Source organism: Phenylobacterium sp., assembly GCF_035309685.1.
Taxonomy (GTDB): domain Bacteria; phylum Pseudomonadota; class Alphaproteobacteria; order Caulobacterales; family Caulobacteraceae; genus Phenylobacterium.
Window position 1 is genome coordinate 1 of sequence record NZ_DATGEX010000047.1, and the last position, 18,088, is coordinate 18,088.

22 protein-coding genes and 1 pseudogene are annotated in these 18,088 nt (G+C 69.7%); 18 read left to right on the plus strand and 5 right to left on the minus strand.

Going from position 1 to position 18,088, the window contains the following annotated elements; all coding sequences use genetic code 11:
- The 3 genes and pseudogenes from VKQ35_RS15195 to VKQ35_RS15205 all read left to right on the plus strand — a co-directional run.
- Nucleotides 1-403: pseudogene (locus tag VKQ35_RS15195) on the plus strand (GMP synthase (glutamine-hydrolyzing)); the annotation flags it as partial.
- 37 nt (nt 404-440) lie between these two features.
- Nucleotides 441-1,448 (plus strand): N(4)-(beta-N-acetylglucosaminyl)-L-asparaginase, encoded by a 1,008-nt coding sequence (locus VKQ35_RS15200; RefSeq protein WP_324363237.1) that lies wholly within the window; start codon nt 441-443, stop codon nt 1,446-1,448.
- Nucleotides 1,445-2,188: a copper homeostasis protein CutC gene (locus VKQ35_RS15205; RefSeq protein ID WP_324363075.1), complete on the plus strand. Its 744-nt coding sequence runs from the start codon at nt 1,445-1,447 to the stop codon at nt 2,186-2,188. Before VKQ35_RS15200 ends, VKQ35_RS15205 begins: the two co-directional genes overlap by 4 nt.
- Here VKQ35_RS15205 and VKQ35_RS15210 read toward each other — a convergent pair.
- Together VKQ35_RS15210 and VKQ35_RS15215 are read right to left on the minus strand one after the other, a co-directional pair.
- Nucleotides 2,185-3,213, minus strand: coding sequence for a sensor histidine kinase (locus tag VKQ35_RS15210; protein WP_324363078.1), 1,029 nt, complete (start codon nt 3,211-3,213; stop codon nt 2,185-2,187). The genes VKQ35_RS15205 and VKQ35_RS15210 overlap by 4 nt on opposite strands.
- Before the next feature lie 104 nt (nt 3,214-3,317).
- On the minus strand, nt 3,318-4,631 hold the full coding sequence (locus VKQ35_RS15215) for a hypothetical protein (protein WP_324363080.1): 1,314 nt from the start codon (nt 4,629-4,631) through the stop codon (nt 3,318-3,320).
- Nucleotides 4,632-4,808: 177 nt separating this feature from the next.
- On the opposite strand from VKQ35_RS15215, the gene VKQ35_RS15220 reads away from it, so the two are divergent.
- Both VKQ35_RS15220 and VKQ35_RS15225 read left to right on the plus strand, forming a co-directional pair.
- Nucleotides 4,809-5,201, plus strand: coding sequence for a response regulator (locus VKQ35_RS15220; RefSeq protein ID WP_324363082.1), 393 nt, complete (start codon nt 4,809-4,811; stop codon nt 5,199-5,201).
- Nucleotides 5,198-5,449: a hypothetical protein gene (locus tag VKQ35_RS15225; RefSeq protein ID WP_324363084.1), complete on the plus strand. Its 252-nt coding sequence runs from the start codon at nt 5,198-5,200 to the stop codon at nt 5,447-5,449. The genes VKQ35_RS15220 and VKQ35_RS15225 overlap by 4 nt, the downstream gene beginning before the upstream one ends.
- Here VKQ35_RS15225 and VKQ35_RS15230 read toward each other — a convergent pair.
- Nucleotides 5,446-7,032: a metallophosphoesterase family protein gene (locus VKQ35_RS15230; protein ID WP_324363086.1), complete on the minus strand. Its 1,587-nt coding sequence runs from the start codon at nt 7,030-7,032 to the stop codon at nt 5,446-5,448. The genes VKQ35_RS15225 and VKQ35_RS15230 overlap by 4 nt on opposite strands.
- A gap of 83 nt (nt 7,033-7,115) precedes the next feature.
- A complete protein-coding gene (locus VKQ35_RS15235) occupies nt 7,116-8,189 on the minus strand; it encodes a hypothetical protein (RefSeq protein WP_324363088.1) in 1,074 nt (357 codons plus the stop codon).
- Nucleotides 8,190-8,378: 189 nt separating this feature from the next.
- Between VKQ35_RS15235 and VKQ35_RS15240 the strand changes: the two genes are divergently transcribed.
- The 13 genes from VKQ35_RS15240 (at nt 8,379) to der (ending at nt 17,388) form a co-directional block, all read left to right on the plus strand.
- Nucleotides 8,379-8,948, plus strand: a complete 570-nt coding sequence (locus VKQ35_RS15240) for a 2'-5' RNA ligase family protein (RefSeq protein ID WP_324363090.1) — start codon at nt 8,379-8,381, stop codon at nt 8,946-8,948.
- A gap of 15 nt (nt 8,949-8,963) precedes the next feature.
- Nucleotides 8,964-9,308, plus strand: a complete 345-nt coding sequence (locus VKQ35_RS15245; RefSeq protein ID WP_324363092.1) for an ArsC family reductase — start codon at nt 8,964-8,966, stop codon at nt 9,306-9,308.
- A 174-nt stretch (nt 9,309-9,482) separates the two neighbouring features.
- A complete protein-coding gene (locus VKQ35_RS15250) occupies nt 9,483-9,674 on the plus strand; it encodes a hypothetical protein (protein ID WP_324363094.1) in 192 nt (63 codons plus the stop codon).
- Nucleotides 9,629-10,534: an aminoglycoside adenylyltransferase domain-containing protein gene (locus tag VKQ35_RS15255; protein WP_324363096.1), complete on the plus strand. Its 906-nt coding sequence runs from the start codon at nt 9,629-9,631 to the stop codon at nt 10,532-10,534. The genes VKQ35_RS15250 and VKQ35_RS15255 overlap by 46 nt, the downstream gene beginning before the upstream one ends.
- 118 nt (nt 10,535-10,652) lie before the next feature.
- Nucleotides 10,653-11,156, plus strand: a complete 504-nt coding sequence (locus VKQ35_RS15260) for a hypothetical protein (RefSeq protein WP_324363098.1) — start codon at nt 10,653-10,655, stop codon at nt 11,154-11,156.
- A 10-nt stretch (nt 11,157-11,166) separates the two neighbouring features.
- A complete protein-coding gene (locus VKQ35_RS15265) occupies nt 11,167-11,706 on the plus strand; it encodes an RNA polymerase sigma factor (RefSeq protein ID WP_324363100.1) in 540 nt (179 codons plus the stop codon).
- Complete coding sequence (locus tag VKQ35_RS15270) at nt 11,693-12,001, plus strand: hypothetical protein (protein ID WP_324363102.1); 309 nt, start codon at nt 11,693-11,695, stop codon at nt 11,999-12,001. The genes VKQ35_RS15265 and VKQ35_RS15270 overlap by 14 nt, the downstream gene beginning before the upstream one ends.
- 107 nt (nt 12,002-12,108) lie before the next feature.
- On the plus strand, nt 12,109-12,489 hold the full coding sequence (locus VKQ35_RS15275) for a DUF6249 domain-containing protein (protein ID WP_324363104.1): 381 nt from the start codon (nt 12,109-12,111) through the stop codon (nt 12,487-12,489).
- Nucleotides 12,490-12,516: 27 nt separating this feature from the next.
- Complete coding sequence (locus VKQ35_RS15280) at nt 12,517-13,101, plus strand: RNA polymerase sigma factor (protein ID WP_324363106.1); 585 nt, start codon at nt 12,517-12,519, stop codon at nt 13,099-13,101.
- Complete coding sequence (locus VKQ35_RS15285) at nt 13,094-13,471, plus strand: hypothetical protein (protein ID WP_324363108.1); 378 nt, start codon at nt 13,094-13,096, stop codon at nt 13,469-13,471. The genes VKQ35_RS15280 and VKQ35_RS15285 overlap by 8 nt, the downstream gene beginning before the upstream one ends.
- Before the next feature lie 123 nt (nt 13,472-13,594).
- On the plus strand, nt 13,595-14,389 hold the full coding sequence (locus VKQ35_RS15290) for a tetratricopeptide repeat protein (protein WP_324363110.1): 795 nt from the start codon (nt 13,595-13,597) through the stop codon (nt 14,387-14,389).
- On the plus strand, nt 14,386-15,771 hold the full coding sequence (locus VKQ35_RS15295; protein ID WP_324363112.1) for a PQQ-like beta-propeller repeat protein: 1,386 nt from the start codon (nt 14,386-14,388) through the stop codon (nt 15,769-15,771). Before VKQ35_RS15290 ends, VKQ35_RS15295 begins: the two co-directional genes overlap by 4 nt.
- A gap of 24 nt (nt 15,772-15,795) precedes the next feature.
- Nucleotides 15,796-17,388, plus strand: coding sequence for a ribosome biogenesis GTPase Der (gene der / locus VKQ35_RS15300; protein WP_324363114.1), 1,593 nt, complete (start codon nt 15,796-15,798; stop codon nt 17,386-17,388).
- On the opposite strand, the gene VKQ35_RS15305 is transcribed toward der, so the two are convergent.
- A complete protein-coding gene (locus VKQ35_RS15305; protein WP_324363116.1) occupies nt 17,336-18,073 on the minus strand; it encodes an SDR family NAD(P)-dependent oxidoreductase in 738 nt (245 codons plus the stop codon). The genes der and VKQ35_RS15305 overlap by 53 nt on opposite strands.
- Between the last annotated feature and the right edge of the window lie 15 nt (nt 18,074-18,088).

The following is an 18,088-nucleotide window of genomic DNA, read 5'->3' on the forward strand; positions in this document are numbered from 1 at the left end:
CCTGCCCGAGAGCTTCATCGGCCGCCATCCGTTTCCAGGTCCGGGCCTTGCCATCCGCTGCCCGGGCGGCATCACACGCGAGAAGCTGGAGATCCTGCGCGAGGCCGACGCCATCTATCTCGACGAAATCCGCAAGGCCGGCCTCTACGACAGCATCTGGCAGGCCTTCGCGGTCCTCTTGCCTGTCCAGACGGTGGGCGTGATGGGCGATGCGCGCACCTACGAGGACGTGCTGGCGCTTCGCGCCGTCACCTCCACCGACGGCATGACCGCCGACTTCTTCGAATTTCCCTGGGACGTGCTGGGCCGCTGCGCCACCCGCATCATCAACGAGGTGAAGGGCGTGAACCGCGTGGTCTACGACGTGACCTCGAAGCCTCCGGGGACCATCGAGTGGGAATAGACGGAGACCGCCCGCCATGCCGACCGCGAAGTCGTTCATCTTCGACCGCCGCCAGCTGATCGCCGCCGGCGCCATCGCTGGCCTTGCCGCGAAGGCTGAGGCGCAAGCCGCCCAGCCGGTGAAGCTCTCGACTCCCTGCGTGGTGTCCACTTGGGACTTCGGCGTCGCGGCCAACGGGGCGGCCTGGAAGGTGCTCGCCAAGGGCGGCGCGGCGCTGGACGCGGTCGAGGCCGGCGCGCGCGTGCCTGAGGCCGACCTTTCCAACCATAGCGTAGGCCGCGCCGGCTATCCCGACCGGGACGGCCACGTCAGCCTGGACGCCAGCATCATGGACCAGAGGGGCGACTGCGGCGCGGTCGCCGGCCTGGAGCACATCGCCCACCCGATCTCCGTGGCGCGTCGCGTGATGGAGAAGACGCCGCACGTCCTGCTGGTCGGCGACGGCGCCCTGCAGTTCGCCGTCGAGCAAGGGTTCAAACGCGAGGAGTTGCTGACGCCCCAGTCGCGCAAGGCCTGGAAGGCCTGGCTGAAGGAGCATCGCTACGATCCCGTCGCCAACAGCGAAGTGAAGACCTACGGCAGGGACCTGGGCCTGCCCGGCGGCAAGACGAACCACGACACCCTCGGCATGCTGGCGCTCGACGCCCGGTCCGATCTCTCCGGCGCCTGCACGACCTCTGGCATGGCCTGGAAGCTGCGTGGCCGGGTCGGCGACAGCCCGATCATCGGGGCGGGCCTCTATGTGGACAATGAGGTGGGCGCCGCCACCTCGACCGGCGTCGGCGAGGAGGTGATCCGCAACGTGGGCTCGTTCCTGGTGGTCGAGCTGATGCGCCAGGGCCGCTCGCCGCGCGACGCCTGCCGCGAGGCGGTGCAGCGCATCCTGCGCCGCAACGTCACCCGCGACCCGGACTTCCAGGTAGGCTTCCTGGCCATCAGCAAGAAGGGCGAGGTCGGCGCCTGGGCGGTGCAGAAGGGCTTCAGCTACGCCTGCTGCGACTCGGCCTCGCAGGTGCGGATCGTCCAGAGCGAGAGCTTCTCGTGAGCCTCGGCGCCGGTGGAAGGGTGAAGCTGGAGGTCTGTCTCGACAGTCCGCTCGGCCTGGCCGCCGCGGTGGCGGGCGGCGCGGACCGGATCGAACTCTGCGCCTCGCTGGACGCCGAGGGCCTGACGCCGGCCCCGGGGCTGATGGCGCAAGCCGGCGCGTGCGGGGTCGAGACCTTCGCCCTGATCCGGTCGCGGGCCGGCGACTTCGTATTCGGCGAGCTGGACCTCGACGCCATGCGCCGCGACATCGACGCCGCGGGCGCGGCGGGATTGGCGGGCGTGGTGCTGGGCGCGAGCCGCCCCGACGGCCGGCTGGACGAACGCGCGCTCGCCGGCCTCATCGCCCACGCCTCAGGCCTGGGCGTCGCCCTGCACCGGGCCTTCGACGTGACGCCGGACAAGGCCGAGGCTCTGGAAACCGCGATCGGCCTCGGCTTCCAGCGCATCCTGACCTCGGGCGGCCGGCCAGGCGCCCCGGAAGGTGCGGACGTGATCGCCGACCTGATCCGGCAGGCCGGCGAACGCATCGCGATCATGCCGGGCGCAGGCCTGGAGGCCGGCAACGTCGCCGACTTCGTCCGCCGAACGGGCGCGAAGGAGGTCCATGCGGCGTGCCGCGGGCCGGTCGCCGGTCAGCGCGGCGGCCTCGAGGCCGAACTGGGCTTCGTCACGCCCCGCCTGCAGGACACCAGCCGGGCCGAGGTCGAGGCGATGCGGCGCGCGCTCGACGCCGCCTAGCCCGCCAGCCGAAGCTTGCCGCCCAGCGGGGCGCGGATGTGGCAACTCAGGCCTTCGGGCCGAAAGATGAGCTGCGCCTCGCCGCCCAGCTCATGGCCAAGGCCCCGCTCGATCAGTCGCGAGCCGAAGCCTCGCCGTTCGGGCTGGACGACTGGCGGCCCGCCGCTCTCGCGCCAGTCGATCGTGAGCTCGCCGCCCTCGGCCGCCCAGGCGATGTCGATGGCGCCGGTGGGCGAGGAGAGCGCGCCGTGCTTCACCGCATTGGTCGCCAGCTCATGGAACGCCAGGTTGAGCGTCACCGCGGCGTTGGGCGCGAGATGGACCATGGGGCCCGAAGCCGTCAGGCGCACGCCGTCGCGGCGGTAGGGCGTCAGGGTGCGCTCGGCCACGTCGTGCAGCGAGGCGCCGTCCCAGGCGGCCTCGCTCAACAGGTCATGGACGCGGGCCAGGGCCATCAGCCGCTCCAGGAACGCCTCGCCGGCCGCGGCGGGGTCGCCGGCGCCGCGATAGGTCTGCGACGCCAGCGACTGCACCGTCGCCAGCGTGTTCTTCACCCGGTGGTTCAGCTCGTTGATCAGCAGCGTCTGCCGCTCCTGGGCGGCGCGCCGGTCGGTGATGTCGAGCGAGATGCCGGCCATGCGCACCGCGCGGCCGTCCTCGTAGGCGGCGCGGCCCCTCGCCAACACCCAGCCGATCGATCCGTCGGGGCGATGGGTGCGGTATTCTACCTCCATCTCGGTGTGGTCGGCGATCGCGCGGGCGATGGCGTCCTGCCGCTTCTGGCGGTCCTCCGGCACGATGAGCGCGGTGAGGTCCTCGACCGTCTCGAAGGGATCGTCGGGCCCCAGGCCGAACACCACGCGGCAGTATTCCGAGGTCGTGAAACGCCGCGTGGCGAGGTCCAGCTCCCAGCTGCCCATCCGGCCCGCGTGCAGGGCGAACTCCAGCTGCTCCTCGGTCTGGCGCAGCGCCGCGTCGGGTCGCTCGGTGGTCTCGCCCGGTGGGGTTGCACTCGCCGTCTTCATGGCGGACGCCCTAGTGACGCGGCCTTACGCCTGCACGTGAAGGTTGACCTTGCCCGATTATCTCACGCGCCGCACCTGCGACGTCGAGACCGGCGCGCCGTGGCCTAGCCGGCGAGACTAACGTGGGTAGCGCCCAGCGACGCCAGCGAGCCGGCGCGCGCGGGGGAACCGGCGCCATAGACGATCACCGACTTGGCCATCCGCTTGGCGGCGTCGATGGCGCCGATCGCCCAGCCGGTGAATTCCGCATCGCCCAGGCCCTTGGGGCAGTCGAAGGAGAGCGCCTGAAGGCTGGCGCCGGCCAGATGGCGCACCGCGGCCGGCGTCGGGGCCAGCAGGCGACCGGCGGTCAGCAGGGTGAAGGGCCGCACGAGCGAGGCGGCGGCCAACAGCATGCCGGGCGGAACGCCCTCGATGTCGCAGATCTCGCAGATGACGCCCATCTTCACGAGCGCGCCGGCGGTTTTGAGGTGATGCACCAGTTCGGCGCGGCCCCGCTGGCTCGATAGGCTGACGAAGGACAGCGGCACGATCAGGCTGAGCGGGCTCTCGCCCGGTGCGTCGTGCTGCAGCCGCCCGATGCCGCGCAGGATCGTCGCCACATCGACCCTCAGGAGGTCAGCGGCGGAAAGCTGCGCGATCCGCTGCGGCGACAACTCCTCGTCGGTCGCCACCACGATCACGCGGCGCATCATCCGAAAGCCGATGCGGGTGAAGCCCTTGAGCTCGTAGACCGGCTCCAGCGTCGCCGAGACGCGCAGCTGCCGGCCGTCGTTGCAGACGAAGGGCGTCCAGCGCTCCAGGCCGGCGTCGGCCGCCGCCGGCATGGGCGGGGTCGGCCGGGCGGCGGCGCTCGGCGGCGCGTCGGGCTGGCCGGTCTCGGCGAGGCCGGGGCCGTCGCCGGTCGGCTCAGGATCGCAACCGGGCTTGGCGCGCAGGTCCGCGGGCCGCGCCTCGAGCTCGCCGCCGCTGATGCGGGTCACCTGTAGGACGCTGCCGGCCGCCATCTGGTCGTCGCCCAGGAAGTGGTTCAGGACCTCGCGCAGATAGCGCAGGCAGGCCGCCTGGCCGGCCACGCGGCTGAGGTCGGGGTGGACGATGAAGAAGTCCGTGTCGGAGATGCGCAGATAGACCCCGCCGTCGCCGACGCCGCGTTCCAGCACCCGGTCGGTGAAGCCGTAGACCTGGTCCCGCTTGAACGGCCAGCGGTCGCCCAGGCGTTCGTAGACGGCCTCCAGCGAGATGAGGTTCACCTTGCCGTCGGCCAGCAGCTGCGGGTCGTCGAACTGCTCCAGCGACGCCTCAAGGCCCGCCGAAACCATCCGCGGGGCAGGCTTCGCCGGCGCGCGCCCGGCGTCGGTCGCCGGCGGCGATCGTCTGGCCTTGTCAGGATCCGCCACCAAAAGCTCGTCGGCCATCGAGACCTCTCCCACCGGCGCGCAGCATGGCTCATGCGCCTTAACAAAAAGCCCGCAACGGTTGCAGAATTCGGTGACGGCGCAGCTAGGTAGAAACCCCTAGGCATCGCCCCCAGGTTGTAGGCTCCCGCCGAACCTCCTTAACTATAGCGGGTTGTGGAGCTCGGGAGGACGAACGTGTTGGATAGCCTGCGTATCCTGGTGGTCGACGACCACCCCGTGAACCGCCTGGTCCTCCAGGAAATCTTCACCCATCTGGGCGGCGTCGTGTCCGTCGCGGAGACCGGGGTGCAGGCGCTTTCCATCCTGGCGGTCGACCACTTCGACCTCATCTGCCTCGACCGGCACATGCCCGGACTATCGGGCGATGAGGTGGCCGCGCGCCTGCCGCGCGAACAGTTCGTCCTGGCCTGGTCGACCGAGCTTTGTGACCTGCCGACCCGCTTCAACGGCGCCCTGGCCAAGCCGGTAAGCCTGGCCGCCGCGCAAGCCGCCATGACCCGGGCGTGGGCCTGGCGCATCTGGGCCGCGCCGCGCGATCCCGAGGTTGCGCCGAGGGTCGCCGCATGAGGTGGTCCGACGAAGCGCCGCCGCGCTACAGCCTGCACTATGAGTGGCCATCGCGGCTGCAGATGGCGACGGCGCGCGCCTACGCCCTGATCGCCGACTCGCTCGAGGACGCCAAGCTCGAGGCCGCCATCCTCTACGCCTGCGCCGATCCGGAAGCCTCGCCTCACGCCTATCGCATCGTGCGCGGCGCACGGACCGTGGTCTATCGCTACCCGGAGAGCGGCGCCCAGGCGCGGGCCGCAAACTAGCCGCGCCGCGGTCGCCGCAGGACAAAGGTCTCGAAAGGCGCCGCCGCGCCATCCAGGCCGACCACGTCGTAGTAGGTGACGGTGATGGTCGTGAAGCCGCCGGCGCGGTCGCCGGGGTCGACGGTGAAGGCCGCGAAGCCGTAGGCGTTCGCCGCATTGCGCACCGCCGACCAGGGGGCCTTCTCGATGACATAGACCGGAGGACGCCGGCCGGTCTTCGGGTCCGGCGCGCCGACCGCCGTGATCACCCGGCATTGCGGCGGGTCGAAGAACAGCTCGTTCGAGGGGCGCGAGGTGCCGCCGCCGCCGATCACCATATGCACGGTCCCCAGGCTCGTATCGACCACATCGGTGGCCGTCGCGGCGGTCCGTGGCGTCAGGGTCTGGTTGGCTTCGTGGCCTCGCAGGGGGTGCGAGCGCTCGTAGTGATGCTCGTGGCCGCAGACCACCAGATCGACACCATGCTTGTCGAACAGCGGCGCCCATTCCTCGCGGATTCCAAGGTCCGCGCCGTTGAATTTGTCGGCGGTGGAGATCGCGACCTGATGCATGCAGACCACCACCCAGTCGACCGCGGGGTCGTGGCGGGCTTCGGCCAGGGTCTGCTCCAGCCAGGCCTTCTGGGCGCCAGCGGAATAGCCGCGAACGTAGGAGTCGCCAGCGTCCTGATAGGTGACGTCGTCGTTGGCGATACTGATCACCCGCACCGAGCCGGCGGTGAAGGCATACCAGAGCCCACGGGTCAGGTCGGTCTGTCCCGCCGCCTCGGGAACGGAGAAATAGGTCTGGTAGGCCTGATAGCCGATCGGGCCGTTGCCCAGTTCGTTTTCGTGGTTGCCCGGTGAGGGCATCCAGGGGCGGTTGCGGGCGCTGCGGCTGTTGTTGGCCCAGAAATCCCACCAGGTCCGCACCCGGTCCTTGGCGAGATTGGCGTAGCAGAGGTCGCCATTGAACAGATGGAACAGCGGCTGCAGGCGCTCGACGCCCAGCACGGTGCCGGCCGCCGCCGGCGAGCCCAGGTTGTCGTTCACCCAGGGCGGATCCTCGATCGTCACGTCCTGAGGCGGCGCGTAGCGGCGGCCCAGCGTCGGCGTCCCCTGATCGCCGAAACTGGTGAAGGTGAGCCGCGAGCGGCCCCTGGGCGAGGTGCGGAAGGTCGCGAACTGCGGTTCGGCGCCGTCGTGCGCCGCGGCGTAAAGATAGGGTGTGTCGGCCCGCAGCCCGGCGAGCCTCGCGTGGTGGGCGTAGACCACCTGCCGCGACTTGCCGTCGGCGTAGCTGACGGTCTTGGCCGCGGCGACCTGGTCGAGCCGGCCATCCATCCGCCCCAGCATCACGCGCGGCCGCCCCACCGGCTGCAGCGTGTGCCAGGAGACCACCATCTCCGACGAGGCGTCGGCGCCGAACTGCAGATGCAGGCCCGCGACCGGCGGCGCCATGGGATCGGAGGCCGTCGCCGCGGCGCGGGCATCCCGCGGCTTCGCCATCGCCATCGCCGCGGTCATGCCGCCGACGAAGCCAGCGGCGGCGAGCAGCCTTCGGCGGCTGACGTCGAGGTCGTCTCCGATGTCCGATGGGGTCATGGGGTGTCCGGCTGTCTAGGGGGCGTCGCGACCCTAGCCGAACCTCATGACATGTCAGCGCCGATCGCGCGCGGCCCGGGTTCTCAGTTGCCGCCTTCTTCCTTGATTTGACCGCGATTGCCCTCGATGGGCTTGCCCGTCCGCTCGGCCTCGCGTGCGCCGGCCAGGATGCCGGTCATGGCGTAGTTGCCCTCGTGGCAGGCGTATTCGTAGATCTTGTCCTTGGTGAAGTTCAGCGACTCTTCGCCTTTGACCGGGCCTGAAAAGGCCGCCGGATCGACCACCTCGAACTGATAGAGGATCTGCTCGGGCGAGACGCGGGTGAACCGCTCGATGGTCTTCATGTTCTCGGTCGGGCCGCGCAGGCCCTCCTCGCGCCGCAGGTTGGTGGTCTCGACCACCAGGGTGTCGCCCTCCCAATGGCCGATCGAGTCGCCCATCCAGACGCGCATATCGGCCGGCGGGTGCTTCGTGTCGGCCAGGCGCACGATGCGCGCGTCGTGGACCATCTCGACGACGATGACGACCGCGTCCTTGGTCTGCTGGATCTGATAGTGGTTGTTGTAGAGCACGGGCAGCATCGGCGGCCCCGAGGTGCCGCCGAAGCCGACGATGCACCGCTCGCCCAGCGCGCGCGCCTCCGGGTTGTCGAAATTGCCGCCGAGCTGGGCCCGACCCCTTGCGCCCGCGGCCGTCGGCCGGCTCGGCAGGCGCCCGTTGGCCGGCGCTGTCAGGATCGAGGTGCGCGCCACCCCGCCGATCCGCACCAGCCGCGTCCCCGGATCGGTCCAGAAGGCGTTGTAGCCGCAGGCCGCGCCGGTGGCCCCGCTCTGGCACTCCGGCAGCTTGTCCGGGTCCTTGTTCGAGGTGTCGGTGTTGGCGCGCAGGCGCGCGTTGCGCTGGTCGCTGGCGCCTTCGATGGCCTTGGCCTCATCGGCGGTGAGCGTCGCGCGGTCGCCGTACTTCGGGTCGCGCTCCAGCCGGGTGATCGTGGCGTTGCTCCAGACGCCTGAGAAGTCCGGCTGGCCAAACGCGTTGCGCGGCGCCTTGTAGCCCCTGGCCACCGAGGCCGGGGCAGTCTGCGCCCCGGCCGGCGCGGCGGCCGTCACCATGATCGCCGAGGTCGCCAGGGCAAGCGCCAAAAGCCGGCTGTTCATTGCAGGTCATGCTCCCGAAGCCGCCGCTCTCAGGGCGGCGTGCCGTCGCGACAGGGGAAGCCGCCACGCCTGCGCCGTCAAGCCCGTAGGCGCCGGCGCCTGCCAACCGCGCCAACCCTGAAGTTCTTGAAATGTTCTCATCCCGCAGCTATCGTTCGCGGCGGCGGACCCAGCAGTCGAGATGCCGATATGACCCTTCTGTTCGAGGACGCGACGCCAGCGGGCGACGAGGCGCCGCACAACCTCTATTTCGCCCTGCGGCCCGACGCCGAGGCGGCGCGGGCGCTCTGCGCGCTGGAGAGCCTGCGGGCGGCGCCTGGCCGGCCGATGGACCCCGACCGCCTGCACATCTCGCTCTATTCGCTGGGCCTTCACCGCCGCTGGCCGCGCCGGCAGATCGTGGACGCGGTGCAGGCGGTCGGATCGGTGCGGCGCACGCCGTTCCTGGTCGAGCTGGACCGCATCGCCACCTGGGGCCGGGGCCTTGGGCCGCTGCCGGTCGTGGCGTGGTCGGAGGAAGGTGTTGTCGGCGTACATGGCCTGCATGAAGTCCTGCATCAGGCCCTGGCGGGGACCGCCGACTGGCGGCGGCGCAAACCCGGGATCGAGCCGCATCTGACGCTGTGGCGGGATCACGGCCGCATGCCTGAGACCTTCATCGCGCCGATCCGCTGGCGGGTGCGCGAGTTCGTGCTAATCGACAGCCGCTACGGCCAGGGCCGCCACGAGCTCGTGGACCGTTTCCCGCTGACCGGTTGAGAGGAACGCCTCGACGTGACGACCCTCTACGGAATCCGCAACTGCGACACGATGAAGAAGGCCTGGACCTGGCTCGATCAGCATGGCGTCGCCTACGACTTCCATGACTACAAGAAGCAAGGGATCGACCGGGCGACCTTGGAGAGCTGGGCCGGGCAGGTGGGCTGGGAGGTGCTGCTGAACCGCGCCGGCACGACCTTCAAGAACCTCTCCGACGCCGACAAGGCCGACATGACCCAGGCCAAGGCCATCGCCCTGATGCTGGCGCAGCCCTCGATGATCAAGCGTCCGGTGCTGGATCAGGGCGCGACGCTCACCGTCGGGTTCAAGCCGGAGATCTACGCGGCGCGGTTTGGCTAGTTGCGGGCGGTCCCGCGTCTGACTAACCTCGGCGTTCCATTGGAGGCTTGAGCGCCCATGATCAGCAGCCGTTTGAGGCCGTAGGCCGTCCGGGCGCGCCGCCCGACGAGACCTGCTGACGGTTCCGCATCGCCTGGCGACTGCGGGTGCTTGCCCTATCCAACGGATGCTCTCATGTCCCAATCCAAAGACCCGCGCACGGCTGTGCGCCAACCCACGCCCTACGCCGACCTGAACGCCGTCCTCGTCCATCTCGTGGACGGCGCCCGCACCCTGCTCGGCGACAACTTCGTCGGCGCCTATCTGCAGGGCCGTTCGCGGTGGGCGACTTCACCGAATACAGCGACTGCGACTTCATCATCGTGACGCAGCGCGACATCACGCCCGACGAACTGCCGGGCTTTCAGGCCCTGCACGCTTCGATTCAGGCGCTGCCCTATCCCTATTGGCGCACCGGCCTGGAAGGATCCTACGTTCCGGCGGCGATCTTGCGGCGATGGTCGACGGAGCCCCGCGACCCGCCGGGCGAACCTCGCGGGCCGGACTGGGGCGATCCTGGCATGTCGGGCGCGCCGGCCAAGGCCTATCCGTTTTGGTATCTGGACCATGGCGCGAGGGCGCTGCTGCGCTCCGAGCACGACAACACCCAGGTCGTGCGCTGGTGCCTGCGGGAAAAGGGCGTGACGCTCGCTGGGCCGCCGCCAAAGTCGCTGATCGATCCCGTCCCGCCGGCGGCTCTGCGCGCGGAGGTCCGCCAGACCATGGATCTCGTGATGCAGCTCGACCTGCAGCCGATGCAGCTCGTGGCCTGGCAGGCGTTCTGGGTCGGGCTTTTCTGCCGCATGCTGCACACGCTCTCGACAGGCGCGGTGTGGTCGAAGAAGGCCAGCATGGCCTGGGCGCAGGGCGCCCTGGATCCGCAATGGCGGCCGCTGATCGCTGGCGCGGCGGCGGTGCGCAAGGGCGATGCGGCGCAGTCCGGCCAGCCGGCGGACCCCTCCGAGGTCGCCGCCACCCGCGCCTTCGCCCGGTATGCGGTTGAGTTCGCCGACAAGGCCGCCCACGCCCGCGAGGTCCTCGAGCGCAAGCTGGCGGAAAAGCGCGGCGGCGGCGGCTTCCAGGCCGCGCGTCCGGGCGGCCCGCCCGGCGCTGGCGGCGGCAGACCGGGCGGCAGCCAGTTCAGTCCAAAGCCTATCCGGCCGGGCGGGCGCCGAGGCCGTGGCTGACGTACACGGAAGGGGTTAGGCTCCGCCCTGCATCCGATCCAGCGGTCGGCGGCGACTACAGGGCAAGCGGCGGTGCGGGACGATCTGCGCGCCGCAAGGGTTCAAGGAGCTCAAGCTCATGGAAGACATCTTCCGCAGCTATTGGTGGCTGCTCTTTCCGATCGGGGCGTTCGTCTTCGGCGCCTGGGACCGCTGGCTCGCCTACAAGCGCAGCCGCGACCACCTGGATCTGCTGAGATCCTACGCCGAGAAGGGCAAGGAGCCGCCGCCGGAGCTCGTCCGCGGGATCGGCGACGGCATCAACGGCGAGGCGCCCGGCGGCTATGGCCCGGGCGATCCCGGCGCGCCGCCCGGCTACGGCGGATACGGCGGCTATGGCTACTGGGGCTATCCGCGCCATATGCGCCGCGCCTACCGCAACTACTACCGCTACGGCCCCTACTGGCAGTGGCGCACGGTCTTCGTGACCGGCGCGGTCGCCGCCGGGTTCTGGTGGGCGTCGGAATGGTCCGACTGGCCGGGCACCTATGGTCCCTTCCGCCTGGTGGCCATCATCATGACCATCGTCTGCGTCGGAAACCTGGTGTTCGCGCTGATGGCTTCCAGCTTCCGGAACAAATGAGCTCCCCCTGATGTCGCCGGCGAGCCTTGACGAAGCGCTGGTCGCCGCTGCTCAAAGCGGATCGACCGAGGCCTTCTCGCGGCTTGTCGAGCGGCATCAGCAAGCGCTGCGGGCCTTCCTGCGCCGCGCCTGCGGCGACTGGGCGGCCGCCGACGACCTGGCGCAGGAAACCTTCCTCGCCGCCTGGGCGCGGATCGGCCGTCTGAAGGCCGGCGCGAGCGTGCGGGCTTGGCTCTGCGGCATCGGCTACAACAAGCACCTGACCTCGATCCGCTCCGCCAGCCGCGAGCGCGCCCGCGGCGCCCGCTACGAGGAGGACCGCGATGAAATCATCGACGCTGCGCCGGAAGACAAGCTGGCTCTGGAGAAGGCGATGGCGGACCTGCCCGCGGAACAACGCGCCTGCGTGGCCCTTTGCCTCGCGGCGGACTTCTCTCATGCCGAGGCCGCCGAGGCGCTCGACATGCCTCTTGGAACTGTGAAAAGCCATGTGTCGCGGGGCCGTGCGCGGCTCTGCCAAGCGTTGGGAGTGTGCGATGACGCAAGCTGACGACCGCCTGAAGGCCCTGTTCGCCCTGGACGAACCCCCAGCCCGGGATCCCGGCTTCTCGATGGCGGTGATGGAGCAGGTCATGCGCCAGCGCTTCCGCGAGGACGTGGCCCTGCTGTCCGGGGTCAGCGTCATCGGCGCGGGCGCGATGTGGCTGGTGTGGCCGACGCTGCAGCCGGCGCTGGTGGCGGTTTCCCAGGGTTTGGCGCCGGCGCTCGGCGCCATGGCGATCGCCTTCTGCGCGGCGATGATTCTGGGCGGGCGGCCGTCACACGCGCTCGGTCTGGCCACATGACCAAGAATTCACGCTACTATTTGCATCTGTCGCCAGCCGGCTGAGCCTCTTCCTCATCAGAGACGGGCTGAAACCGGCCCGGTTGAATCGAGAGAGGGAGAGTTGAAGTGGAAGCTGTCTTCATCTGCGCGATCATCTTCGGATCGATCGCCGCCGTGATCATCGTGCCGTTCTGGCTGCGCTCGCAGGAACGGATCCGCGTTCAGGAAACCCTGCGCGCCGCCATCGAAAGCGGTCAGCCCATGCCCACCGAGGTCATGGAAAACGCCGCCCGCAACATCAACATCCGACCCGCGCCGTCGCCGAGCCGCGATCTCCGCACCGGCATCATCTGGCTGGGCGTGGGCCTCGGCGTCGCGGCCATGGGCGTAGCCCTGGGCTATGACGATCCGGACGCCACCATGCCGTTCCTCGGCTTCGCGGCCTTCCCGGTGTTCATCGGCTTGGCGTTCATCGCGCTGAGCTTCGTCAACCGCACCAAGGCTTAGTCACGGGCTTAGCCGGGGGAACAGCCCATGCCGGGCTTCGGACATACCAAATTCGCCACTCTGCACGACGTCGAGCTTTGCACTCAGTCGGCGATGGGCGAGCGGCGCGCCTTTGGTGAATTGGTGCGGCGTCACGGCTCGGCCGTGCGCGGCGTGCTGCGCCGGATGGGCGCCCAAGGCGCCGAGGCCGACGACGTGGCCCAGGACGCTTTCCTGACTGCCTTCGAGCGGATCGCGGAATTTCGCGGGGAGGGCACATTCGCCGCCTGGGTGAAGAAGATCGCCGCCAGGCTTTATCTGCGTAGACTGCAGCGCGACCGCAGACTTGGCGCGATGACGGCGGAGGCGATCGAAGATGAGGCGGATGTCGTTCACGGTGACACCGATGCGACCATCGACCTTGAAGAGGCGTTGAAAGTGCTCAGCGCCACCGAACGGCTGTGCGTCACCATGTGTTTCGGCGCCGGACTTTCTCACACGGAAGCGGCTGAGGCCTTGAACCTGCCGCTTGGAACGGTCAAATCCCATGTCAAACGTGGTCTGGAAAAACTCAGAACGCGACTGGCGCCGGAGGACGGCGTCGTTCTTGAAGGGAGGCGTGGCAATGGCTGAACTCGACTTCGAGCGGCGGCTTGAACGTCTTTTCGCGGACGCGCCTGAATTGGCGGACGCGGGGCCCTTCGCCGATCGCGTGGAGCGCCGGCTCGACGCCGGCTGGACGGCGCGGCGCTGGCTGATCGGCGCGGCGGGCGTGATCGGCGGTGTGATCGGCGCGAGCCAGCTGATGGTCTCCAACCTGTTCCAGCGCGTGGAGACGGCGGGGGATTCCGCGCGCCTGCTCACCAGCAGCTTCAATCACATGACCACGGGCGCCGACTGGGTGGCGACCGTCTCCAACGGCGGCACGGTGGTCTGGGCCGCGGCGGGTCTGGCGGTGATCATGATGGGCTTCGTCCTGACCCGGGTGATCGGCGAGATCTGAGCCATTGCCTCGCGTTGGCGCGCGCGATCCCTCCTGAGGGAGGATCGGTTGCGGCGCGGGTCGGCGCGCTATAGGTTCCCCGCCTCTAAAGCGCGGCGCTAATTTTCTGTCCGGAGTCCCCGATTGACCGATCTGTTTGAAGAGGTCGAGGAGCAGCTACGCTCCGACCGCTACAAGGCGCTTGCGCGCAAGGGCGCGCCCTGGGTGATTGCGGCCGCCGCCATCGCCCTGATCGCCGCGCTCGGGGTCTGGGGCTGGCAGCAGTACAACCAGCAGATCACCGACAAGGCCTCGCAGGAGTACGCCGTGGCGCTGACCGCGCTGGCGCAGGGCGACGCCGCCAAGGCGACCCAGCTGTTCAGCGATGTTTCCAAGTCGCCGTCCAAGGCCTACCGCTCGCTGGCGCTGATGCAGCTGGGCGGGCTCAAGATCGCCCACGGCATGCCCGACGACATCAAGGCGGCTGTCACGCTCTTCGACCAGGCAGCCAGCGCCGCGCCCGACGATATGCTGGGCGACGCCGCGCGCCTCAAATCCGCCTTCGCGATCCTCGACACCGCTCCTTTCGCGGAAGTGGAGGGGCGATTGGCGCCGCTGATGAAAGACGGGCGCCCCTATCGGGTGCAGGCGCGCGAGGCCCTGGCCTTCGCCAAGCTGATGAAGGGCGACAGCGCCGGTGCGCGGCGCGACTTCGTGGTCATCTCTCAGTCGCTTGAGGCGCCCGACGGCGCCCGCCAGCGGGCCAAGGCGGCCATGGATCTGATCGACACCGGCTCCGCCAACGGCGTGGCGGCCACGGTGAAGGCCGCCCAGGCTCTGCCGACCCCGATGCTGGTCGGCCCCGGCGGCGTGCCGATGGGTCTTGCCCCGCCCGAAGCCCAGGGCCAGCCGCAAGACCAGGCGCCCGGCCCGCAATGACGCCCAGCCAGACGCGCCTGCTCGCCGCCCTGATGGTCGCCGCGCTCGGTCTGAGCGCCTGCTCGACCGTCGACCGGTTCAATCCGTTCAAGGGCTCGACACCCAAGGAGGTCGCCACCGAAGGCGACCGCATCTCGATCATCTCGGCCGACCAGAAGCTAGAACCGGCTGAGGCGCTGAAGGGCGTCGACTTCGCCTTGCCGCCCGCCGAGACCGTGGCGGCCTGGCCGCTGCCGGGCGGCTCGCCCGAACAGGCGATGGGCAACGCCAAGGCCGCGCCGCAGCTCGCCATCGCCTGGCGCAAGGGCATCGGCCAGGGCTCGAAGAACGGCGAACTCATCACCGCGCCGCCGGTCGCCGCCGACGGCAAGGTGTTCACCATGGATGGCCAGGCCGAGGTGACGGCGCACGACGCCCGCACCGGCGACCGGCTGTGGCGCATCAACATGCGTCCGACCGACAACAAGCGCGACCGCGAAGGCTTCGGCGGCGGTCTCGCCTTCGCCGACGGCAAGCTCTACGTGACCTCTGGCTTCCGCCTGGTGGCGCAGCTCGACGCTAACAGCGGCCGCGTCGGCTGGCGGGTCCGCACAGAGCAGCCGATCCACGGCGCGCCCACCGTCTTTGGCGGCCGCGTGATGGCCGTCGCCCTCGACAACACCCTGCTGACCTTCGATGCGGGAACCGGCGCGCCCGGCTGGACCTATCAGGCCCTTTCGGAGTCAGCGCGGATCCTGGCGGCCTCGAGTCCGGCGGTGTCCGGCGACACGGTGGTCGCCGCCTTTGGATCGGGCGAGCTGATCGCCCTGCGCACCGCCAACGGCAACGACCTGTGGAACAACGCGCTCTCGCGGGCCAGCCGCACCAGCGCGCTCTCCGAAATCCGCGACATCCCGGGCCGCCCGGTGATCTACGGCGGCGACGTCTTCGCCGTCAGCCACTCCGGCGTCTTCGCCGCCACCGATCTTCGCACCGGCGCCGCGCGCTGGAGCCTGCCGGTGGTGGGCATCACCTCGCCGCTGCCGGAAGGCGACGTGGTCTATGTGGTGGGCACCGACGGCAAGTTGATCTGCGCCTCGCGCGAAAGCGGCCAAATCTACTGGGTGCATGACATGAACCCCGGCTGGGTGGTCCGCAAGAGAGGCGGCCTCTGGGGCATCGGGTCGCACGAAGTGCCGAAGCCGCTGTGGACCAGTCCGATCCTGGTGGACAACCGGCTGATCATGACCGCCTCCGACGGGCAGTTGGTGGCGCTGAACGCCAAGACCGGCGAGCTGGAAAAGAAGCTCAACCTCGGCGCGCCGTCGCTGATGTCGCCGATCGCCATGGGCAATATGATCTATCTGGTCACCGACAACGGCCAGCTCGTCGCGATCCGCTGACTTAAATAGGTCTATGCTGACGCCATGACGCTGAAACTCGCGATCGTCGGGCGTCCGAACGTCGGAAAATCCACGCTGTTCAACCGGCTGGCGGGGCGAAAGCTCGCCATCGTCGACGACCAGCCGGGGGTGACCCGCGACCGGCGCTTCGGCACCGGCCGGATCGGCGACCTCGACCTGGAGCTGATCGACACCGCCGGCTTCGAGGATGTCACCGACGAGAGCCTGGAAGCGCGGATGCGCATCCAGACCGAGCTGGCCATCGACGAGGCCGATGTCGCCCTCTTCGTGATCGACAGCCGCGATGGGGTGACGCCGGTCGACGAGATCTTCGCCGAGATCCTGCGCCGCCGCGACATGCCGGTGGTGCTGGCCGCCAACAAGGCCGAGGGCCGGGCCGGCGACCAGGGAATCCTGGAGGCGTTCGGCCTGGGTCTGGGTGAGCCGGTGCCGATCTCCGCCGAGCACGGCGAGGGCATGGCCGACCTCTACGCAGCGCTGATCGCCATCGCGCCCGACCAGAGCGACCACGAGGACGAGGACGGCGACAAGGCGGTGAAGATCGCCATCGTCGGCCGGCCGAACGCCGGCAAGTCGACGCTGGTCAACAAGCTGATCGGCGAAGACCGCATGCTGACCGGCCCCGAGGCCGGCATCACCCGCGACGCTATTCCGGTCGACTGGAGTTGGGACGACCGCGCCGTGCGGCTGGTCGACACCGCGGGCCTGCGGCGCAAGGCCAAGGTGCAGGAGAAGCTGGAGAAGCTCTCCACCCACGACAGCATCCGGGCAATCACCTTCGCCGAGATCGTGATCCTGGTGATGGATGCGACCCATCCCTTCGAGATCCAGGACCTGCAGATCGCTGACCTGGTCGAGCGCGAGGGGCGCGGCCTGGTGTTCGTGCTGGCCAAGTGGGACTTGGTGGAAGATCCGCAGACGCGGCTGGCGGCGATCGTCGACGAGGCGCAGCGGCAGCTGCCGCAGGTGCGCGGCGCGCCGATCATCGCGCTGTCGGCGGAGACCGGCCGCGGCCTCGAGAAGCTGATGCCGGCGGTCTTCAAGACCCACAACGACTGGTCGACCAAGGTCAAGACCAAGGACCTCAACGACTGGTTGCGGATGGCCACCGAGCGGCATCCGCCGCCGGCGGTGAGCGGCCGGCGGATCAAGCCGAAGTACATGGCCCAGACCAAGTCGCGGCCGCCGACCTTCGTGCTGTTCGCCAGCCGCGCCGACCAGCTGCCGGAAAGCTACCGCCGCTACCTGATCAATTCGATCCGCGAGAGCTTCGACCTGCCGGGCGTGCCGATCCGGGTGACGGTGAAGTCGAACAAGAACCCCTATGCCGAGGGCGAGGAGAAAGCCGGGCAGGGTTCGGCCCGCGCGCCGTTCGGCGAGAGCCTGCCTTCGACCGGGCTCAAGGCCAAGACGCGGATCGCGGCGGCCAGCAAGGCCAAGGCCGGCGCCACGGCGAAGCCCAAGACGCTCGGCAAGAAGACCAAGCCGAAGGCCAAGGCCGGCGCCCCGCGCGGGCGGGCGCAGAAGCTGCTGCGGCCGGGGACTAAGCCGAAGCGAGCGTCCCGGCCGCCTTCCACTGGGCGAAGACCACGTTAGCGCGCGGCAGGCCCAGGTCGGCCTGCGCCAGTTCCACGATCAACGGCCCGATCTCGTCGGGCGGCGTCACGGTCTCCGGGTCCTCGCCGGGCATGGCCTCGGCGCGCATCTTGGTGCGCATGGTATTGGGGTCGAGCAGGACGGCGCGGACGTTGGTCTGTTCCAACTCGTCGGCCCAGGTGCGGACCATGTGCTCCATCCCGGCCTTGGTGGTCCCGTAGGGGCCCCAGAAGGCCTTGGGCCGGGCGACGCGGCCGGTGGTCAGGAAAATGGCGCGGCCGGCGGCCGACGCCTTCAGCAGCGGCTCGAAGCTGCGCAGCAGGCGATAGGTGGCCGTCAGGTTCAGCGCCACCACCTTGTCCCAGTGCTGAGGCTCCAGATGGCTCATCGGCGTCATGGGGCCGAGCATGGCCGCGGCGTGCACCAGGACGTCCAGGCGGCCGAACCGCTGATGCAGGGCGAGGCCCAGCTGGTCCAGGCCATCGCCGGCGGTGATGTCGAGCGGCACGAGGGTCGCGGGCTCGCCGGTGGCGGCGCGGATCTCGTCGTCGAGCTCGGTCAGGGCGCCCTCGGTGCGGGCGACGCAGACCACGTGGGCGCCGGCCTTGGCAAGCGCGAGCGCGGACGCACGGCCGATGCCGCGGCTGGCGCCGGTGACGAGGGCGATCTTGTCGGTGAGCGGCATAGGAGCTTCTTAGAA

Coding starts and splice junctions, on each gene's coding strand:
- VKQ35_RS15210 (WP_324363078.1), bottom strand. CDS start 3,213: ATGAAGACGGCGAGTGCAACCCCACCGGGCGAGACCACCGAGCGACCC.
- VKQ35_RS15215 (WP_324363080.1), bottom strand. CDS start 4,631: ATGGCCGACGAGCTTTTGGTGGCGGATCCTGACAAGGCCAGACGATCG.
- VKQ35_RS15225 (WP_324363084.1), top strand. CDS start 5,198: ATGAGGTGGTCCGACGAAGCGCCGCCGCGCTACAGCCTGCACTATGAG.
- VKQ35_RS15230 (WP_324363086.1), bottom strand. CDS start 7,032: ATGACCCCATCGGACATCGGAGACGACCTCGACGTCAGCCGCCGAAGG.
- VKQ35_RS15235 (WP_324363088.1), bottom strand. CDS start 8,189: ATGAACAGCCGGCTTTTGGCGCTTGCCCTGGCGACCTCGGCGATCATG.
- VKQ35_RS15240 (WP_324363090.1), top strand. CDS start 8,379: ATGACCCTTCTGTTCGAGGACGCGACGCCAGCGGGCGACGAGGCGCCG.
- VKQ35_RS15250 (WP_324363094.1), top strand. CDS start 9,483: ATGTCCCAATCCAAAGACCCGCGCACGGCTGTGCGCCAACCCACGCCC.
- VKQ35_RS15260 (WP_324363098.1), top strand. CDS start 10,653: ATGGAAGACATCTTCCGCAGCTATTGGTGGCTGCTCTTTCCGATCGGG.
- VKQ35_RS15265 (WP_324363100.1), top strand. CDS start 11,167: ATGTCGCCGGCGAGCCTTGACGAAGCGCTGGTCGCCGCTGCTCAAAGC.
- VKQ35_RS15270 (WP_324363102.1), top strand. CDS start 11,693: ATGACGCAAGCTGACGACCGCCTGAAGGCCCTGTTCGCCCTGGACGAA.
- VKQ35_RS15280 (WP_324363106.1), top strand. CDS start 12,517: ATGCCGGGCTTCGGACATACCAAATTCGCCACTCTGCACGACGTCGAG.
- VKQ35_RS15285 (WP_324363108.1), top strand. CDS start 13,094: ATGGCTGAACTCGACTTCGAGCGGCGGCTTGAACGTCTTTTCGCGGAC.
- VKQ35_RS15295 (WP_324363112.1), top strand. CDS start 14,386: ATGACGCCCAGCCAGACGCGCCTGCTCGCCGCCCTGATGGTCGCCGCG.
- der (WP_324363114.1), top strand. CDS start 15,796: ATGACGCTGAAACTCGCGATCGTCGGGCGTCCGAACGTCGGAAAATCC.
- VKQ35_RS15305 (WP_324363116.1), bottom strand. CDS start 18,073: ATGCCGCTCACCGACAAGATCGCCCTCGTCACCGGCGCCAGCCGCGGC.